This window comes from Alcanivorax sp. 1008, assembly GCF_020667895.1.
Taxonomy (GTDB): domain Bacteria; phylum Pseudomonadota; class Gammaproteobacteria; order Pseudomonadales; family Alcanivoracaceae; genus PGZG01.
Genome location: NZ_JAFMPS010000002.1, coordinates 152,144 through 169,123, shown reverse-complemented (window position 1 = coordinate 169,123; position 16,980 = coordinate 152,144). Strand labels below are relative to the sequence as shown.

At 54.0% G+C, this 16,980-nt stretch carries 15 protein-coding genes; 5 read left to right on the top strand and 10 right to left on the bottom strand.

What is annotated here, in order from left to right; all coding sequences use genetic code 11:
* Nucleotides 1-7 precede the first annotated feature (7 nt).
* The gene (gene ppk1, locus J1C54_RS03585) at nucleotides 8-2,089 is read right to left on the bottom strand and encodes a polyphosphate kinase 1 (RefSeq protein ID WP_229144561.1); all 2,082 of its coding nucleotides are present in this window, start codon (nucleotides 2,087-2,089) and stop codon (nucleotides 8-10) included.
* Nucleotides 2,090-2,217: 128 nt separating this feature from the next.
* Nucleotides 2,218-3,231 (bottom strand): porphobilinogen synthase, encoded by a 1,014-nt coding sequence (gene hemB, locus J1C54_RS03580; RefSeq protein ID WP_370635603.1) that lies wholly within the window; start codon nucleotides 3,229-3,231, stop codon nucleotides 2,218-2,220.
* 88 nt (nucleotides 3,232-3,319) lie between these two features.
* Here hemB and J1C54_RS03575 point away from each other — a divergent pair, with 88 nt between their 5' ends.
* From J1C54_RS03575 to J1C54_RS03565, 3 genes are read left to right on the top strand one after another with little or no spacing between them, the layout of a single operon-like run.
* Complete coding sequence (locus J1C54_RS03575) at nucleotides 3,320-5,461, top strand: FAD-dependent oxidoreductase (RefSeq protein WP_370635602.1); 2,142 nt, start codon at nucleotides 3,320-3,322, stop codon at nucleotides 5,459-5,461.
* Nucleotides 5,462-5,521: 60 nt separating this feature from the next.
* Nucleotides 5,522-6,427 carry a DUF6544 family protein gene (locus J1C54_RS03570; RefSeq protein WP_229144559.1) on the top strand — a complete coding sequence of 302 codons (906 nt, stop codon included), beginning with the start codon at nucleotides 5,522-5,524 and terminating at the stop codon, nucleotides 6,425-6,427.
* A gap of 46 nt (nucleotides 6,428-6,473) precedes the next feature.
* Nucleotides 6,474-6,824 carry a DUF3147 family protein gene (locus tag J1C54_RS03565; protein ID WP_229144557.1) on the top strand — a complete coding sequence of 117 codons (351 nt, stop codon included), beginning with the start codon at nucleotides 6,474-6,476 and terminating at the stop codon, nucleotides 6,822-6,824.
* Nucleotides 6,825-7,116: 292 nt separating this feature from the next.
* On the opposite strand, the gene J1C54_RS03560 is transcribed toward J1C54_RS03565, so the two are convergent.
* From J1C54_RS03560 to J1C54_RS03530, 7 genes are all read right to left on the bottom strand, one after another.
* On the bottom strand, nucleotides 7,117-7,548 hold the full coding sequence (locus J1C54_RS03560; protein WP_229144556.1) for a hypothetical protein: 432 nt from the start codon (nucleotides 7,546-7,548) through the stop codon (nucleotides 7,117-7,119).
* A 128-nt stretch (nucleotides 7,549-7,676) separates the two neighbouring features.
* Nucleotides 7,677-8,141, bottom strand: a complete 465-nt coding sequence (locus J1C54_RS03555) for a hypothetical protein (RefSeq protein ID WP_229144555.1) — start codon at nucleotides 8,139-8,141, stop codon at nucleotides 7,677-7,679.
* A gap of 68 nt (nucleotides 8,142-8,209) precedes the next feature.
* Nucleotides 8,210-8,887: a competence protein CoiA gene (locus J1C54_RS03550; RefSeq protein ID WP_229144554.1), complete on the bottom strand. Its 678-nt coding sequence runs from the start codon at nucleotides 8,885-8,887 to the stop codon at nucleotides 8,210-8,212.
* 136 nt (nucleotides 8,888-9,023) lie between these two features.
* Entirely contained in the window at nucleotides 9,024-11,585 is a 2,562-nt protein-coding gene (locus J1C54_RS03545) for a hypothetical protein (protein WP_229144549.1), read from the bottom strand.
* A gap of 135 nt (nucleotides 11,586-11,720) precedes the next feature.
* Nucleotides 11,721-12,197, bottom strand: coding sequence for a hypothetical protein (locus J1C54_RS03540; protein ID WP_229144547.1), 477 nt, complete (start codon nucleotides 12,195-12,197; stop codon nucleotides 11,721-11,723).
* A gap of 75 nt (nucleotides 12,198-12,272) precedes the next feature.
* Entirely contained in the window at nucleotides 12,273-12,929 is a 657-nt protein-coding gene (locus tag J1C54_RS03535; RefSeq protein WP_229144542.1) for a hypothetical protein, read from the bottom strand.
* Nucleotides 12,930-13,046: 117 nt separating this feature from the next.
* Nucleotides 13,047-13,367: a hypothetical protein gene (locus J1C54_RS03530; RefSeq protein ID WP_229144540.1), complete on the bottom strand. Its 321-nt coding sequence runs from the start codon at nucleotides 13,365-13,367 to the stop codon at nucleotides 13,047-13,049.
* 331 nt (nucleotides 13,368-13,698) lie between these two features.
* On the opposite strand from J1C54_RS03530, the gene J1C54_RS03525 reads away from it, so the two are divergent.
* Nucleotides 13,699-14,136, top strand: a complete 438-nt coding sequence (locus J1C54_RS03525) for an MAPEG family protein (protein ID WP_229144539.1) — start codon at nucleotides 13,699-13,701, stop codon at nucleotides 14,134-14,136.
* An 80-nt stretch (nucleotides 14,137-14,216) separates the two neighbouring features.
* Here J1C54_RS03525 and J1C54_RS03520 read toward each other — a convergent pair whose 3' ends face one another.
* Nucleotides 14,217-15,779: a hypothetical protein gene (locus J1C54_RS03520; RefSeq protein ID WP_229144538.1), complete on the bottom strand. Its 1,563-nt coding sequence runs from the start codon at nucleotides 15,777-15,779 to the stop codon at nucleotides 14,217-14,219.
* 117 nt (nucleotides 15,780-15,896) lie between these two features.
* On the opposite strand from J1C54_RS03520, the gene J1C54_RS03515 reads away from it, so the two are divergent.
* Entirely contained in the window at nucleotides 15,897-16,976 is a 1,080-nt protein-coding gene (locus J1C54_RS03515) for an AraC family transcriptional regulator (RefSeq protein WP_229144536.1), read from the top strand.
* Nucleotides 16,977-16,980: the final 4 nt, after the last annotated feature.

Genomic DNA, 16,980 nt, shown 5'->3' with positions numbered 1-16,980 from the left:
GGGGCGCTTAGCCGCAGATTTTTTCCAGCAGAACCTGCTGCGCCACCATGGGCTCCTGCGGATTAATCTCCACGCGCCGGTAGCTGCCGTCCGCATCCAGTGCCCAGGATCTGGAATTGTCCTGCAGATATAGCATCAGGCCGTCATCAATAACCCGCTTCTTTAACACCGGATCAAGAATCGGGAAGCAGGTTTCAATGCGGTTAAACAGGTTACGCTCCATCCAGTCGGCACTGGAGCAATACACCAGCTCCTCACCTTCGTGGTGAAAATGATAAACCCGAGTATGTTCGAGGAAGCGGCCAATAATAGAGCGCACCCGAATATTGTCACTGAGCCCGGGAATGCCGGGACGCAGGCAGCAAATGCCGCGAATAATCAGATCGATTTCCACGCCCGCCTGACTGGCCTGATACAGCGCCTGAATGATCTGTTGTTCGGTCAATGCGTTGAACTTGGCAATGATGCGCGCCGGCTTGCCCGCCAGTGCCTGCTCGGTTTCGAACTCGATCAGCTCAAGAATGGATTTGTGCAGGGTGAAAGGGGAGTGCTTCAGCTGCTTAAGGCGGGCTGGCTTACCCATGCCGGTTAGCTCAAGAAAAATCTTGTGCACGTCCTGACACAGATCTTCATCCGCCGTCAGCAAACCATAGTCCGTATAAATCTTGGCTGTCTTGGCGTGGTAGTTACCCGTGCCAAGATGGGCGTAGCGTTTGATGCCGTCCGCCTCGCGCCGCACCACCAGCATCATCTTGGCGTGGGTTTTGTAGCCCACCACACCATAGACAACGATGGCGCCGGCTTCCTGCAAGCGCCGCGCGCCTTCAATATTACTTTCTTCATCGAAGCGGGCGCGCAGCTCCACCACTGCGGTAACTTCTTTACCGTTTCGTGCCGCGGTTTCCAGGTGATCAAGAATTTCCGAGTTGGTGCCGGTACGATAAATGGTTTGCTTGATGGCCAGCACCTTGGGGTCCCGAGCTGCTTCCGCAAGAAAGCTGATTACCGGGTTAAACGAATCGAACGGATGGTGTAGCAGGATATCGCCCTGCTTCATGGCGTCGAAAAGACTATCGTTATTACGGATAACAGCCGGCGTACGTGGGCTAAAGGGCGGGTAATGCAGGCGCGGCTTTTTTACATCCGTGAACATGCGAGCCAAATTTACCGGACCATTGACCTCGTAAAGATCCTGATCCCGTAACTCGAATTGCTTGAGCAAATAATCAATCAACTGGCGCGGGCAGTTGTCGGCCACTTCAAGGCGTACTTCATCGCCATAGCGGCGCGACAGCAGCTCGCCTTTAAGTGCGCTGGCCAGATCGTCCACATCTTTGGAGACCTGCAAGTCGGCGTTACGGGTTACCCGGAACTGGTAGCAGCCGGTGGCCTTCATGCCCGGGAAAAGATCACTGACATGGGCGTGAATCATTGACGACAGGAAGACAAAATTGTCGTTACCGTCCTGACAGATATCATCCGGCATGCGAATCAGTCGTGGCAGCGAACGCGGCGCTGGCACAATGGCCAGGCCGCTTTGCCGGCCAAAGCCGTCCTTGCCTTCCAGCGGCACAATAAAATTCAGGCTTTTGTTCACCAGGCGTGGGAAGGGATGGGCCGGGTCTAGTGCGATGGGAGTCAGCACCGGATAAATCTGATCGCGGAAATAGCGCTTTACCCAGTCGGCCTGTTCTGCCGTCCAGAATTCGCGGCGCAGGAAGTTCACGCCTTCCTCGGCCAGTGCGGGCAGCAGCACATCGTTAAGCAAATGATACTGACGGTTGACCGCCTCATGGGCAATCTCGCCGATCTGCTTGAGGATCTCGCCGGGCAGCATGCCGTCTGGCCCCGGTGTGCCGGCCCCGGTTTCCAGCTGGTTTTGCAGGGCGGCCACACGGATCTCGAAAAACTCGTCCATGTTGCTGGAGAAAATCAGCAAAAAATTAAGCCGCTCCATCAACGGGTGGCGCTCATCGCTGGCCTGCTCAAGCACGCGCAGGTTGAACTGCAACAGGCTTAGCTCCCGGTTAATGTAGTAATCCGGCTTGCCTAGATCCATTGCCGGCTGTCCAGCCGCCATGTCATTCATGCGATCCACCCAATCTATGTAGTAGCGGCTTTGGCCGCGAACGCTCTTTGTTCAACTAGTGCAATCTTTCCGCAACGTTTCTATGTCAGCAGGATGTCAGCAGGATGACAGCGCTGCGATTTAATTGTTCAGCCCTTTAACAACTCCGCCGCCCGTGGCGCAAAATAGGTCAGGATGCCGTCCGCGCCCGCCCGTTTGATGCAAGTCAGCGACTCCAGAATCACCTTGTCCGCATCCAGCCAGCCGTTCTGGAAAGCGGCCATATGCATGGCGTACTCCCCACTGACCTGATACACGAAGGTGGGTGCCCGAAAGGTCTCCTTCACTGCCCGGACGATATCCAGATAGGGCATGCCCGGCTTGACCATAATCATGTCGGCGCCTTCCTGCAGATCCAGCGCCACTTCATGCAGGGCCTCGTCGGCGTTGGCCGGGTCCATCTGATAGGTTTTCTTGTCGGCCTTGCCCAGATTGCCGGCGGAGCCCACCGCATCGCGGAACGGGCCGTAATAGGCGGAAGCATACTTGGCCGAATAGGCAAGGATGCGAGTATGCACATAACTGGCCTGTTCCAGTGCCGAGCGAATCGCGCCAATGCGGCCGTCCATCATATCGCTGGGCGCCACCACATCCGCGCCGGCCTCGGCATGGCTCAGGGCCTGCTTCACCAGCGCCTCAATGGTGATGTCGTTCATCACATAGCCGTCGCTGTCGATAATGCCGTCCTGACCGTGGCTGGTGAACGGGTCCAGCGCCACGTCAGTAATCACCCCCATATCCGGCACCGCTTCCTTGATGGCGCGCACGGCGCGTTGGGCCAGACCATTGGGATTCCAGGCCTCGGCGGCATCCAGACTTTTCGCTTGCTGTGGTGTCACCGGGAACAATGCCACCGCCGGGATGTCCAGCTGCCGCAGCCGCTGCACCTCGGCCACCAGCAGATCAATGCTCAGTCGCTCAACCCCGGGCATGGAGGCAATGCTCTCGCGCTGGTTGCTACCCTCTATAACGAACATCGGGCAGATCAGATCCGCCGGGGTCAGCACCGTCTGTTGCATCAGGCGACGGGAAAAGGCATCGCGGCGCATCCGCCGCAGGCGAGTGGCGGGCCAGGGACCGCGAGGCAGAACAGGCTGTGACACGGAACTCTCCAGTCGAGGATGAGGGTTATTCAATTATTGCTAACCGGGGTAGTGTAACGCTCCGGGAGACGAATCACAGGAGGCGGTTGTGGGTAAAAAGATGGTTTTGGTGGCGATTATCGTGGCGGCGGTGCTGGCCTGGTTCGGATTAGGGCTGGATCAGCACCTGACCTTCGAGGCGATTCGCGCCCGCCAGGACGACCTGCAACGCTACTATCAGACCGAGCCGTTCCAGCTTCTCGGCCTGTACTTTGTGGCCTATATCATCATGGCGGCCCTGTCCCTGCCGGGGGCGGCCCTGCTGACCCTGCTTGGCGGGGCTATTTTTGGCCTGTTCGCCGGCACCCTGGTGGTGTCGTTTGCCAGCACCATTGGTGCCACTCTGGCCATGCTGCTGTCGCGCACCCTGTTCCATGATGCGGTGGCCAAACGCTTTAAGGGCTCCCTCGACAAGATCAACGCTGGCATCGAACGGGACGGTGCTTTCTACCTGTTCGCCCTGCGACTGGTGCCAGTGTTTCCGTTCTTCGTTATCAACCTTGCCATGGGCCTTACCAAGATCAAGGCACGGCGTTTCTATTGGGTCAGCCAGCTTGGCATGCTGCCCGGCACCCTGGTGTTTGTGAACGCGGGCACCCAGCTGGCGCAACTGGAATCCACCGCCGGCATTCTGTCGCCGGGCTTGATCGGTGCGTTCGCCTTGCTGGCACTGTTTCCATGGATCGCCCGCAAACTGCTGGAGCGCATCCGTAGCCGCCACGTTTATCGCGGCTGGAAAAAGCCCAAGCACTTTGATCGCAACCTGATTGTGATTGGTGGTGGCGCCGCCGGTCTGGTGACCAGCTATATCGCTGCCGCAGTAAAAGCCAACGTCAGCCTGATCGAAGACAACAAGATGGGCGGCGATTGCCTGAACACCGGCTGCGTGCCCAGCAAGGCGCTGATTCGTTCGGCCCACACCGCCCACCAGATTCGCAACGCGGAGCAGTTCGGTTTGCAGGCATCCGCACCGACGGTGGACTTCCCCGCCGTAATGAAACGCATCCAGCGGGTAATCGGCGATATCGAACCCCATGACTCGGTGGATCGTTACAGCGCTTTGGGTGTGGATTGCATTAAAGGCCGCGCCACCCTGACCACGCCATGGAGCGTGCAAGTGGAGGGCCGCCCGCTAACCGCCCGGCATATCGTGATTGCCACCGGCGGCCGCCCGAAAGTGCCGCTAATCCCTGGACTATCCCACGCCGGCTACCTCACTTCAGAAAACCTATGGCAGCTGGAAACCCAGCCGGAACATCTGCTGGTGCTGGGCGGCGGGCCAATCGGTTGCGAGCTGGCGCAAGCGTTCCGGCGCCTGGGCAGTGAAGTGACCATTATTGAATTTATGGATCGCTTGCTGCCGCGCGACGACGAAGATGTGGGCGCTGCGGTGCAGGCTCGCTTCGAGCAGGAAGGCATTCGCGTGATCACCGGCCACCGCGCCGTGGGCGTGGTGCTGGAAGGCAGCCGGCGCACCATTGAATGCGCCCCGGCGGGCAAAGAGGGCAGTAGCACCAAAGTTACCGGCGATACGATTCTAGTGGCGGTAGGGCGCGAAGCGAATACGGAAGAAATGGGTTTGGATGTGCTCGGCATTCCGCTACGCCGCGACGGCACCATCGAAACCAACGAGTATCTGCAAACCCGCTTGCCCAATATCTACGCCTGCGGCGATGTCACCGGGCCATACCAGTTCACCCATGTGGCCGGCCATCAGGCCTGGTATGCGGCGGTCAACGCGCTGTTCGGTTTTGTGTGGAAGTTTCAGGTGGATTACTCGGTGATTCCCTTTGTGGTGTTCAGTGACCCGCAAGTGGCGCGCGTTGGCCTGAATGAGCAGGAAGCCAGGCAGCAGGGCGTCAGCTATGAAATCACCCGCTACGGCATCGACGATCTGGATCGCGCCATTGCGGAAGATGAAGCCTACGGCTATATCAAGGTGCTCACTGTACCGGGCAAGGACAAGATTCTGGGCGTCACCATTGTCGGCGCACATGCCGGCGAAATGATTGCCGAATACGTGTTGGCCATGCGCCACGGCCTGGGCCTTAACAAGGTTCTTGGCACCATCCATGCATATCCCACCTTTATGGAGGCCAACAAGTACGTGGCCGGAGAGTGGAAGCGAGCCCATGCGCCGCAGGGCTTGTTGGAGTGGGTGCGCAAGTTTCATCAGTGGCGGCTTCGCTAGAGCAGGCCATTCGGATAGCAGGGCGCTTTGCAGAATTTCAGATTAAGGAACGTGGCCAGCATGAGTACTAAAGAAGGCGGTAAAAACAGGGGCAAGCGCTGGATGCTTGCGGGATTGATCGTGCCGGCGCTGTTTGCCCTGGCGTTGTTGTTCCTGCAACACGCCGAGAGCAAGCGGGTTGCCGAACAGAAGTACAGCCTGTTGCGCGCCGCGGCGGACCTGCCTTATCAGGTCTACGAATCCTCCATGCTGGCGGACCTGCCAGCGCCCGTGGCCCGTTACTTTCGCTATGCACTAACCGATGGCCAGCCATTGATTGGTGCAGTGGATCTTAGCCAAAGCGGAATCCTGAGAACCTCCGTCAGCAGCCCCGACTGGACAGCCTTCACCGCCAAACAACGGGTGGTGCCAGTGGCTCCGGGCTTTGTCTGGAATGCCCGCGTGGCAGTGCGCCCCGGCTTTTATGTCTCCGTGCTGGATAGCTACAACATGGGTGTCGGCGTTGGCCGCGTCAGCCTGTATGGCGCGATCAGCGTAGTGCAGGCAGAAAATATCGCCGAGCTGAACTCTGGTGCCTTGCATCGCTATTTGGCAGAGGCGCCTTGGTATCCCACCGCGTTGCTGCCCCAGGCCGGTGTGCAATGGACAGCGGTGGATGACAACACCGCCATCGCCTCGCTCACCGACAATGGCAACACCGTCTCAGTTGAGTTCCGCTTCAACGAAACCGGACAAATAACCGGCATGTACACGGACGGCCGCTTTGGCCAGTTCGATGGCGGCTATCGCAAAACTCCCTGGCAAGGCGAATTCCGCAACTACGAGTTGGTTGATGGCATGCAGGTGCCACGCTACGGCGAAGTGGGCTGGGTGGTTGATGGCCAGCTTGAGCTAGTCTGGAAGGGCGAGGTGGAAAACTTCCGTTATGGCTTTTTAACCAGCGAGGATACTGGTTCGAGCCAATGATCAATCGCCAGACAGAATTTCCTTATTCCATGCAGGGGGCTAGCGCGTGAGTTGGTTGCTGACCAAGTACTTCATTACCGCTGCGGTAGTGGTGGCCGTATCCGAAGTGGCCAAACGCAGTGACAAGCTCGGCGCCCTGATCGCTGCGTTGCCACTGGTCACCGTGCTGGCATTGATCTGGCTGTATGTGGAACAGCAACCGCAGGAAAAGATTGCCAACCACGCCTGGTACACCTTCTGGTATGTACTGCCGACCTTGCCAATGTTTCTGGCGTTTCCGGCGTTGTTGCCGAGGATCGGATTCTGGCCGACGTTGCTGGCTTGCGTGGTGATGACGGTGGTGTTGTTTGCAGGGTTTGGGGTGGTGATGCGGCGGTTTGGGGTTGAGTTGCTTTGATTTGAGGTGCTTAAGCTGACATGCCCTGAGCCTGCCGAGTACGACGAGTTCCCCTTATTGCTCCTTCCTTAATCCTGCTGACGCCAGTCTTTATGGGTGGCTCTAAATGAACCTAGGCGAACCAAGCGAGGCTAGATAGATCGGGGAAACGCTGTCGAATGAGCTCTTTTCTGGCAGGGAAAATCACTGTGTCGAGAAGTGCTCTACGGGTGGCCGTTTGCCAGTGTGGTGAAGAGCTTACAAGTGAAAATGTGGCGTGAAATAAAGAGAAGTTGGGGCTTGAATTAGAAGATCAGGAGCTTCCGGAGTCCCAGGTTTCATGGCCAAGTCCTATGCGATGCCACGCCTCTTTGAATTGATGATGATCGTAAGAGGTCGGTTGCAGCCAGTAAGATACGCGCCCTTCTTTTTCTCCGCGATGAGCCAATGACTTTACCTCTTCGGGTAAAAGAACAAAAACATTTGGCTCTTTTGCGACATTGTTTACGATGAGCCAGAAGTCACCCATAATTTTTTCAAGTGAGTTTCCGAGCGGAACTGGATTTCGCTTTGAAAGTGATTTTACTTGAACCCCAATAAACTCGGTGCCTTTTTTGTTGTATGCAATTATGTCAATGCCCCGTGCATTTCTGGCTGTTGGCATAACATTCCAGCCCATGCACGATAGCTTGTAACAAGCATAATACATTCCGATATTTCCAGTTACCTGAGTCTCCAATTTCACGCCGGGTTCCTTGTGTGCCTGTTGTGTTCTATTCATGTAGCATTTTCTGTAATTCTTTACGGAGCCACGCTAGCATTCTTCATGGTGCTTTTGAGGATGGTGAGCGTAGCGGCGTGAGCCCACAGGCGCTACTTTTTACTATCTAGAAAGCCTTGCAAAAGCGCCCTGGCTGCTATTTTCCCGCGGAGCGGAAATCCAATCTTATTACCCCGTATGTCTTTGATTACCAATAAATTCGAATCAAACCAAAAGTCCCTTATAACAGTGTCATCCAAAATTTCTGATATTTCTTCGGCCTTTAACTGGTAATCAAGTTCGTATACATAGCCACTTGTAACCCAGTGTGCCATGTAGACACCTTTATCAGTGATAAAGAAAACACCCCATTTCCGGAGCTTTTTATCGTCGTACATCGTTGTGTATTCTTTAAAAAGAACTTCTTTCGAACCGTCATTGACCTTGTCCAGTATAATCGGCCTAAAAGCAGCGGTATGCATTGGGCCGGTTGATGTTTGCATTGGGCCGGGGCTTGCACATGCTGTTAATGCAAAAAATACAAATATACTCATAAGAAAAATCACGTTTTTTTTCATTACAACTTCCTATAATAGGATTAATAATTACTCCACGCCTCAGCGTGATCAAGAATTTCAGCGTCTTGTTATGTTTTAGAATTCCCACTAATTTCTTTTAACTTCTCAAATAATTTACCGCTTCTTGCAAATTCAACAAATTGACTCTTTGACACACATAAGGATATCGCATATCCATTTTTCCGCCCCGGCAGAAGCCCCCAAACTGCGCCCATGCACTCCTCAAATTCAAAAAAAACTGGAACAGATGAATTTGTCCAAGCTTTATGAAAGGCTTCGTCAGGAAAAGGTACAATGAATATTCCCTTTTGATCGGTTCGACGGAAATCTTCGAAGCCTTTAGTGAACCTCTTAGAATCAGTTTTCCTTCTTGATCCATTTAATACCCATACCATTCTTTTATAGAATCGTTCTCTGGATCTTTGCTCTTCCGGCTTAATGTGAGAATACTGAAACTCAACTACAAAGCCATCTCCAGTTCGAACATCGGCAATGTGCCGCTCTCCGGTGTCTTCATCTTTTAGAACGGTTTCCTGCCATTCTTCCGGAAAATAGTCCTTCCACTCTCTGTGCCACTCCGTCTCATTTTCCCAATAAGTGTCACAATCTCTTTTTCTTTTATGGGCCCAATGGTTGACTTTGACTTCGCCACATCGAGATACCATCTCTGAGCCACAGCATGGGCATTCCCCCGTGCGGCCAGGCTCTGCCTCTACCCTTTCTCCGTTAACTATTGCGTATTTCATTCTGGCTCATAGATTGGGATGTCTGTGATTGCGTGGAAACATAACGCCTCACATCACCCGCTGTAAAAAGCGGAGCGACGAAGGAGCGGCGCTTTTTTCAGTCCGAGCGAATTTGATTGTTCGATGCTCATCCAATTCATGCGGTGCGCTTTGCGTAATCCTCACGCCAGGTTTTCAATGAAGTCATGTCAGCCAAAAGATCGTCTGGCTTGGGCAGCTCCACAGGTGATTCTGTTGGCTGCGAGTGTTCAAACCCTGAGTATTTAGTCATGAGCGAATCAAGGCGATTGCAATCGGTGCCCTTTAATTTGGCCAGATCCTTGAGTTTCAACGTATGGACCGGTCGTTGGAATCTTTGAACCACCCCGCACAGCAGATCATTTTCAATAGAGCGCTCCACCAATGTCCTGAAGTCGCTACATATCGACTTCATCAAGATTTCGGCATGTTCAAACTCGCCATTTTCACTCGCCTTTTTTGCATCCTGATACCGCTGATTCATGAGTGTGTTCAGGGCGGATTTAATATCGCTCTGCGAAAGTGGAATGGGGGCTGGCTCTCCGGTCCCCCAGTCCGCAGAGCGGATGCTCACCACATCGGTCCTGATGGTCTTTTTCTCGGCAAAATGCCGGACTGTTCCCAGCAAGGACAGGCGGTGAGTAAAGACAATGATCTGTTTATCCTGAGATAACTCGATCAGCCTTTGAACCACAGCCTCCTCATAGCTTTGGTCTAGCGAGGATATTGGATCGTCAAAAATAAACGGGGCCTGATTGCTCTTGCCGGTGACATCGGCCAAAAATGCCGCAATGGAAACGATCCTATTTTCTCCCTCGCTCAGGACATCGGCGAGCCCATTCTGAGAGGCCCCTCTAAGCTGGAGCTTATGAAGGACGCGGCCCTTGGAGACTTTTGACTTCACGAGCTCGACCTTCACCTGAGACGCGCCAAGGGCCTTGAGCTCCGAGTTGAATCTTTGCACGAACGCATCCGTGATCAAGGCTTCTGCCAGCTCCCCTTTCTTCAGGGACAGGGCTTTGGTGTTGGTCGACTTCTTGGCTTCCTGAATTTGGTTCAGTAGCTTCAACCGGGCGACTTCTTCATCAATGGCGGCGCGGTGCTCAGACAACCACCTTCTGGCCTGTAAGTTGTTTAGCTTCTTCTTGATCTCCTCCCGATTGTCACTTTTGGCATCTTCGTCATATTTTTCCGCTAGTTCATCTAGGCTTTTCGACTGGGCGCTGGCTGCTTCAATCCATTTCGGTGAGAGCAGCGGATCGGGAATGGCTTCTTCGGAATCGATCTCAGGAAGCAGGTCTTTTCTGGCCTGCAATTGGGCAAAGAAATGCGTAACTTGGCTGGCGACTTCATCTTGTGGAATGCCAGCCGCATCGATACGAGTCTTCAGCGCCTCCGATGTCGGTAGCGCCTCGATAGTTTGACTGGCGGTCTCGTATTCCTTGGCCGCATCGGATGCGGCTTTCTGCATTTCGCCATTCACGAAATTCTCAAAGGAGGCCAACCGCTCCTGGGCCTCCTGGGACAAGGTCTGGTGACACAGGACACAATAGGAACCATTAGTAACATTCGGATATTCGGCTTCTTTATAGGCAGCCGATACGGAATAGTTCCGGGCCGCTTCCCAAAGTTCTTTCCAGACATCGGAGCCTATGCCTTCCAGCTCGCTGCCGGAGAACACCTTTTGCGCCGCCGTATCTGCCGCCGTCTTTTTGAGGATCGACTTCTTCTTGGCTGCAATGATCCGTCGGTAATTCTCGTCCGATAATTGTTCCAGATACTTTTGGGCATCCTGGACCAGAGTGTCGATATGCTGTTTCTGCTTTCTAAGCTGCCTCGCCTTTTCTGCCGGTGCCTGTTCGGCAAGGCGCTGCTGCAGCGTTTGCATCTCGGTATCGTCAGCACTGCTAAATGCGCAATGCTTGTCGATGTCCTGGGTGGTGGTCTTGGCACTGATGGCTTCGTACCAGATGCCTTCTGGAGTTACCTTCTTGTCAGCCGGAATATTTGGCTTTTTGGAATGGTGCCGGTTGGCCTCGTTGTCTAATGCCGATGCGACCTTTTCACATGCGAGGATGAGTGAACTGAAGAACGATAGAGCCGGCGGCTCGTAGCTCACCTCGTCTTCGCTGCTAACAAAGACCTTGCCAAACGAGGTGTCGAAAATATCAACGCTATTAAGCTCATCGCAGATACCTTGACCAGACCAGGTATGAGTCTTCGGTACGCCGTCCTGCTCAAACGAAATGCAGGCTTTCTGTGCGACAGAGCCGGGCTTATAGACATTGCGATGGAGGGTGCCCGTCTCGCGGGCTCCGCATACATGTTTGAGGAGTCTGACGTAACCGGACTTGCCTGACCCGTTGTTGCCATAAACAATCGTGATATTGCCCTTACCGAACTCAAGTGGCTTCTTCGGAGCAAGGGCGTTTACTCCTTCGATTTCACTGATTGAACACAAACGCAGGGAGCCTGCTGCGCCCTGGGAGAACGCGGTAGCAGGAAAGGAACAGGTCGTTTTGGGCAGCTTGCCGTCGGCTTCCTGCTGGCAAAGGTTTGCGAGCTCAGAGACGTCCTTGTCATCAAGCTCAGACTGCTGAAGTAGCCGAGTAGCCGCAATCTGGAGCCACTGGGGGCGCTCTGAAAGCCATTTAGTCAAGTTGTCGATTATATTAGCCATTTATCAGAAATTCCCTATGTGCAGGCTCTTTTATCTTGGTAAGCATCGAACGACCTGCGCAGCGGCGCACGAGGTGCGTCCGGCGCCCAAAAGGCCCGCACCGGCGCTGCTTGTTATAACTATAAGCACCCGCTGTCATTTGAGAATTCCTATAGCAGCAAGCACAACACCAACTAAAAATAAAAGCAGGGAAACGCCCAATGCAAGCATCGGATCCTTACCATCTAGCCCCTCAGATATAGATGCAAGCATCTCTCTAATAGACCGATCAGAAACATCTTCCTTGTCCTCGATCGCACTAACATGAAATTCTTTAACGGCTTGCACTGAGTTGCCAATTTTCACGCAAAGATAGAACTTGAAGGCAAGAAATAGGGCGGCGCTCACGGAAAATACGATAGCTGCGAATTTTAGATATATCACGCATGAGATGGGCGCGCTTGAAGATAGCAAGCCAACCGCAATAGCCACACCGCCTGTGTTTGCTAGCAATATAGCCTTGCTTGTTCCCTCAAATACTTCTCGCCCGTTCCTTGACTGGTTTGCTGCCTGAGCAACCAGAAAGCTATGAAGCTTTTCTTTGTCTTCTTCACTTTTATCTGAGTATTTCATGAAATATTACTCTCTCTCTGAGAGTTATAACGCCGCCAACAGGGGCGCCGTTAGGCGTCCCTGTGCGTGGCCTTGTTATGCATCTTTTCCTAGGCGAAACTTTGTTTCCGAGCTAAACATCGTTGGTCCGCCTTCCCACTCCAACTTCTTCTCTCTACCAAGAGTGAAGACAATATGCGGGATCTCGCCTTCGTTTATTCCAGTGGCTCTCCTGATCCCGTCTTCGGTTAACTCGCCATGTTCGGTAATGGCAGCGAGAACCTGCCTCTCTTTCTCATCCCACGACCGATCTACCTGCTCCTTGGCAGACCTATCTATAGTTTCACTTATTAGTGATTCAACTTGTTCTGCAAAACCTTCAAGCCGGTCACTTGTTGAGCCTTGATCGGCGATCAAGTTTTCTATTCTTGCATTTAGTTCTTTTTTCAATGCATCAAAACTATTCTCAAGTTCGCTCTTTTCGAGGCTTGTATCTTCATCAGTTGTTCTCCAGACATGATTTCGCATATCTGTGACGGTGTCCTTCATCATACTGAACGTATCTGAATAGAGCTTATCGAATAGGACCTCTAATCGGTCTACAGTAGAATTAATGTTAGACGAAGCTTTTTCGAGCTCCTGGGATGTCTTGTTTGACATTCTGTAGAAAGTGACTGATAGCCATATCGCGAAGCCTCCTATAATTAAGGAGACAATTGATGCCACCAGTCCTGTTATCTCAGCCCCTGTCATTCGCCTTCCCCTTCTATTGCATAACGCTATGCTCACCGGGTAAATTTGCGATGGCGGCTTTTGTGCGGATCTATGCACAAAAGGTGACAGCGGAAATTTATCCGGTGCAGCTGATTGTTATGTGCTTTTACCATGGAACAGATCCCATGCTAGAGTCTCTAGAAAGCCACTAAGCCTCTCTCCGTTTTCGCCAGCAAGCCTGTAAGCCTCTTGGTGGCTGCCAATAGCGGAGCAGCCATCTATTCCCAATAGAACCGTGTAAAGAGCATCCGTCAATGCCTCTGAGACGATCTTATTAGCAACGCCAATCTGGGCTTCGCTGAAACCGCTTTCTCTCATCAGTTGAAGGCGAGAGATTTCACTATCAGGGGAGAAGTATCCATTACGGATATACTCCCTAAGTTCTTTAAACTCTGCCACGAACCTTTCAGGACTCATTGCCGCCTCTACCGCACATAACAGTTATTAGACAGCATGCTGTGTTTCCAGAAAAAAGCGGCATGCTGTCTAACTCGGCCCTGATCTGGTTGTTGGCTGACATTATTGAACAAAATCAACGCCCCGCGTGTAAGCCATTTCCTACAAGATGGGAAAATATACCGATGGCTGCTATCCAATTATTCACACTGTACATACAGCCACTGCAGTAATGAATGCTGTGCTACAGAAGGGAAGAAGAGATGCGTCGTACTGATACAGCGTCCCGATTGGTCTTTCCCTCAACCTGTGCTCAACTCTGTCCCTGAACCTTTTATTATCAGGAGCCGCCATGACCCCGCTTATCGAAACGCCAGCCCCGATCCTGCTTCCAGTGATGGCCCTGGTGGGCTGGTCGCTGGTGATGTGGCTGTGGATGTACGTTACCCGGCTGCCGGCCATGAGAAAAGCGAAAATGAAACCGGATCCGAATGCGCCGCGTGGTGAACAGATGAGTCAGTTGCCGGCATCGGTACGCTGGAAGGCGGATAACTACAATCATTTGATGGAGCAGCCCACCATTTTTTATGCGGCAGCGCTGGCGTTGGCGGTGATGGGGCAGGGCGATGGAATCAATTTGATATTAGCGTGGGCTTATGTGGGGCTGCGTGTGGTGCATAGTTTGTTGCAGGCACTGGTGAATATTATTGAGCTGCGTTTTGCCCTGTTTGCGCTATCCACCTTGCCGCTGATTGCCATGGCGTGGAATGGCTTGGTAGCGATGCTGTAAGGAGCTGACTGCGAAAGCTCGTAGTACTGCCCGCAAGCGCCAGCTCGCGAAGGAGCTTGCGGGCTATTGCTGCTAGTGCGTTAGCGGCTGTCCACCTCTATTACACCCAGGGTTGTGCCGCTAACCATGGTGCCATCATCACCGATAACCAGCCCGGCGTAGAAGCTGTTGTACAAGGGGTTCCATCCGAGCCACTTGGAAAATTCGGTTTCTCCAGTGTTCCAGTCCAGTGCTTCGATGGTCCACGCGTTCCAGCGTGCACCCACACAGTAGAACATGTTTGAGCTGGCGCTCATGGTCGGTACACCATTGGGACAGCTGGTTTCGGTATTTACCCAGGCAGTTTCCAGGGTTCTGGTTACCGGATCCCATTCGAATTTATGCACTCCAAATGGCTGGTATTCGGTAAAGCCACTGAGAGCTACAGTGATGCCATTGGTGAAGTTGTCGATTAGATCGTTGCCGCTGGTGTCAGGCAGTGCGTCTACATTGCGGTAATCGTTGCTGACGACCACCGCGCCATAGCCGCGCACAAGCACTGACTGTTCTGACAGGGTGGCGGCTCGCGCCGGGTCACCGAAATCCACCGGTACTTCCGCAGCGATGCGTCGGTCTTTGCCCTCAGCAATGGGCTGCCAGTCCTCGGGAATTTCATCGCGCCAGAAGAGCACCAGGTGTGACAGCTCCTGGCCGTCGGTGATGACCACAAAGCGGTCGCCATTGCCGGTGCCCATCAATGATGGTGTTGAGCCAGAGCCTGGCCCCAGTCGGCCGGACCCTGTGGTGTCGCCGCCCGCTTCGTAGAGCGCCCGCCAGGCGCCGTCGTTTTCGTTTGTGCTCAGGGTGGTTCCGGTCCACTGCACCCTGTTCATGGCCTTTTCGCTAACGACGTAGATTCCGCCGGTCTCGTCTGCGGAGATAGAATTTGATATCTCCTCGCCGGTCTGTGCATCACCGAGCTGGACAGTATGGAAAGCGGAAAAATCACGGCTCATTACCGCAACCGTGCCTAGCTTGGTGGCCACCGCCAGACTGCCGTCCCACAGCAAGGTCATGCCAACAATTGGATCTTCCTGTGCGTCACCGCGCAGCACGCTATCCGGCAAGGTGAATTGTCGCTCCAGGGCGATAGGCGATCCTGCATCACCGTGCACTGCATCGACATAGGCCAGCACGGTCACACCGTCAACGGTGAAGAAGCGGTTCTCGTGGTCTACCAGCGTGTAGGCTCCGGATGTGGCGTTGCCAATGTCGTCCAGGCCCGTCCCGGAAGGCTTGTCCAGACGGTCAATCAGCGGCAGCCCTTTCGCATTGGCCGCCAGTTTGTAGACCGCACCAAAAGTAGAGCCCCAGTACACCCGGCTACCGTCAGCATATCGGGGTGACATGGCCACTGTCGGGTTGGTCAGGCCGGTGCCTACATAGTCTGGTGCGCGAAGGTCCCAACGACGCATCGCCGCGGGATAGGGGCTTGAGCCCTGAGAGTAGGGTGTGCGGTGGGTCATGGGCCACGGGCTGTCGGCAAGGAAGGGATTTGAGGGTGGCTCGTGTCCGTCAGCTGACAGCGCGAGACTGCTCATTAGTGTTAGGCTCAGGCCGGTGGCTGCAGACGTGAATGTCCGCGTGAATTTTCGAACCAGCATATTGCTCTCCTTATGGCTGGGTGCGCATGATCGGGGCCGGCACCCCGAGTGCCAGCCACGTAAGACTAGAAGACCGCGAAGCCGAATAAGTGGCGTTAGGCGGCAAGGACTTGCTAAATGGCGACAGAACACCCTGCAAGTAGTGAGAACATCGTAGGCGCAGGAAACACCACCATGGCCACGTGGGCCGGGGCCATTGTGCGCGCACTGCATGAGGCTGGCTGTGACCCTGCGGCGGTGTTGGCATCGGTGGGAATTGATCAGGCACGTACTGACGACACAGCGCACCGCATTCCAGTACACGTGATGACGGCGTTGTGGCGAAGTGCCGTGGCCTCTTCCGGAGATCCGGCTTTTGGGTTGCGAGTGGCCAGGCAGGTCAACGTGACCACATTCCACGCACTGGTGATGGCTGCCATGGCCAGTGACAATTTACCGCAAGCCGTAGATCGCTTGTGTCAGTTTGCATCCATGGTTAGTGACGGGCTGGATATGCAATGCCGTGCCAATGATCAGGTAATGACTATTACCGTGGGCAGCAAGCCGGGTTATCCACGCTTTGCGGCACCGAGTGTCGAGGCCACTATCGGCGCACTGGTGCTGATCGGCAGGCAGATGGTTGGTACCGGTGTCAGACCAGCGCGTGTCATGTTCCGCCATCGGGCCTGCTGCTCCCCCGCGGTATACCGCGATTTTTTCCAGTGTCCGGTAAATTTTTCGGCACGTTGTGATGGGATCAGCATTGCTTTAGCTGACCTTCCCAGAGACGCATTGATTACCCGCAGTCCGAGCCTCGCTCAAGCAAATGCAACGATGTGCAAACAATATATTGACCAGCGTAGTCAGGGCCGGTTGCAGGCGGCGGTCAGGGCGCGGCTCTTCAGCCGCCTGGAGGTTAGCGCCCCGCTGTTATTGCCGCTGGTAGCTGAAGATCTCGCCATGAGTGAGCGTAAGCTACAGCGTCTGTTACGTGAGGAAGGTTGGCAGTTTAGGCAGATTATTGACGAGGTGCGAGCCGATTACATGCTAACGCTACTTAGTGATGGCGATGTCCAATTACAGCAGGCTGCGGATCGATTGGGATTTGATTCTGTCAGTGCCTTTAACCGTGCGTGCCAGCGGTGGCATGGTTGCGCGCCTGGTCTGTTACGTGCGTCTTTGCGTGACGGTAGCTTTTCCTCAAGTGGCAGCCTATAACTCG

What these genes read in the sequence shown, in the direction of transcription:
- J1C54_RS03570 (WP_229144559.1), top strand. Translation starts at nt 5,522, where the DNA reads ATGAGTACTAAAGAAGGCGGTAAAAACAGGGGCAAGCGCTGGATGCTT.
- J1C54_RS03535 (WP_229144542.1), bottom strand. Translation starts at nt 12,929, where the DNA reads ATGACAGGGGCTGAGATAACAGGACTGGTGGCATCAATTGTCTCCTTA.
- J1C54_RS03525 (WP_229144539.1), top strand. Translation starts at nt 13,699, where the DNA reads ATGACCCCGCTTATCGAAACGCCAGCCCCGATCCTGCTTCCAGTGATG.
- J1C54_RS03550 (WP_229144554.1), bottom strand. Translation starts at nt 8,887, where the DNA reads ATGAAATACGCAATAGTTAACGGAGAAAGGGTAGAGGCAGAGCCTGGC.
- J1C54_RS03530 (WP_229144540.1), bottom strand. Translation starts at nt 13,367, where the DNA reads ATGAGTCCTGAAAGGTTCGTGGCAGAGTTTAAAGAACTTAGGGAGTAT.
- J1C54_RS03515 (WP_229144536.1), top strand. Translation starts at nt 15,897, where the DNA reads ATGGCGACAGAACACCCTGCAAGTAGTGAGAACATCGTAGGCGCAGGA.
- ppk1 (WP_229144561.1), bottom strand. Translation starts at nt 2,089, where the DNA reads ATGAATGACATGGCGGCTGGACAGCCGGCAATGGATCTAGGCAAGCCG.
- J1C54_RS03545 (WP_229144549.1), bottom strand. Translation starts at nt 11,585, where the DNA reads ATGGCTAATATAATCGACAACTTGACTAAATGGCTTTCAGAGCGCCCC.
- J1C54_RS03555 (WP_229144555.1), bottom strand. Translation starts at nt 8,141, where the DNA reads ATGAAAAAAAACGTGATTTTTCTTATGAGTATATTTGTATTTTTTGCA.
- J1C54_RS03520 (WP_229144538.1), bottom strand. Translation starts at nt 15,779, where the DNA reads ATGCTGGTTCGAAAATTCACGCGGACATTCACGTCTGCAGCCACCGGC.
- J1C54_RS03540 (WP_229144547.1), bottom strand. Translation starts at nt 12,197, where the DNA reads ATGAAATACTCAGATAAAAGTGAAGAAGACAAAGAAAAGCTTCATAGC.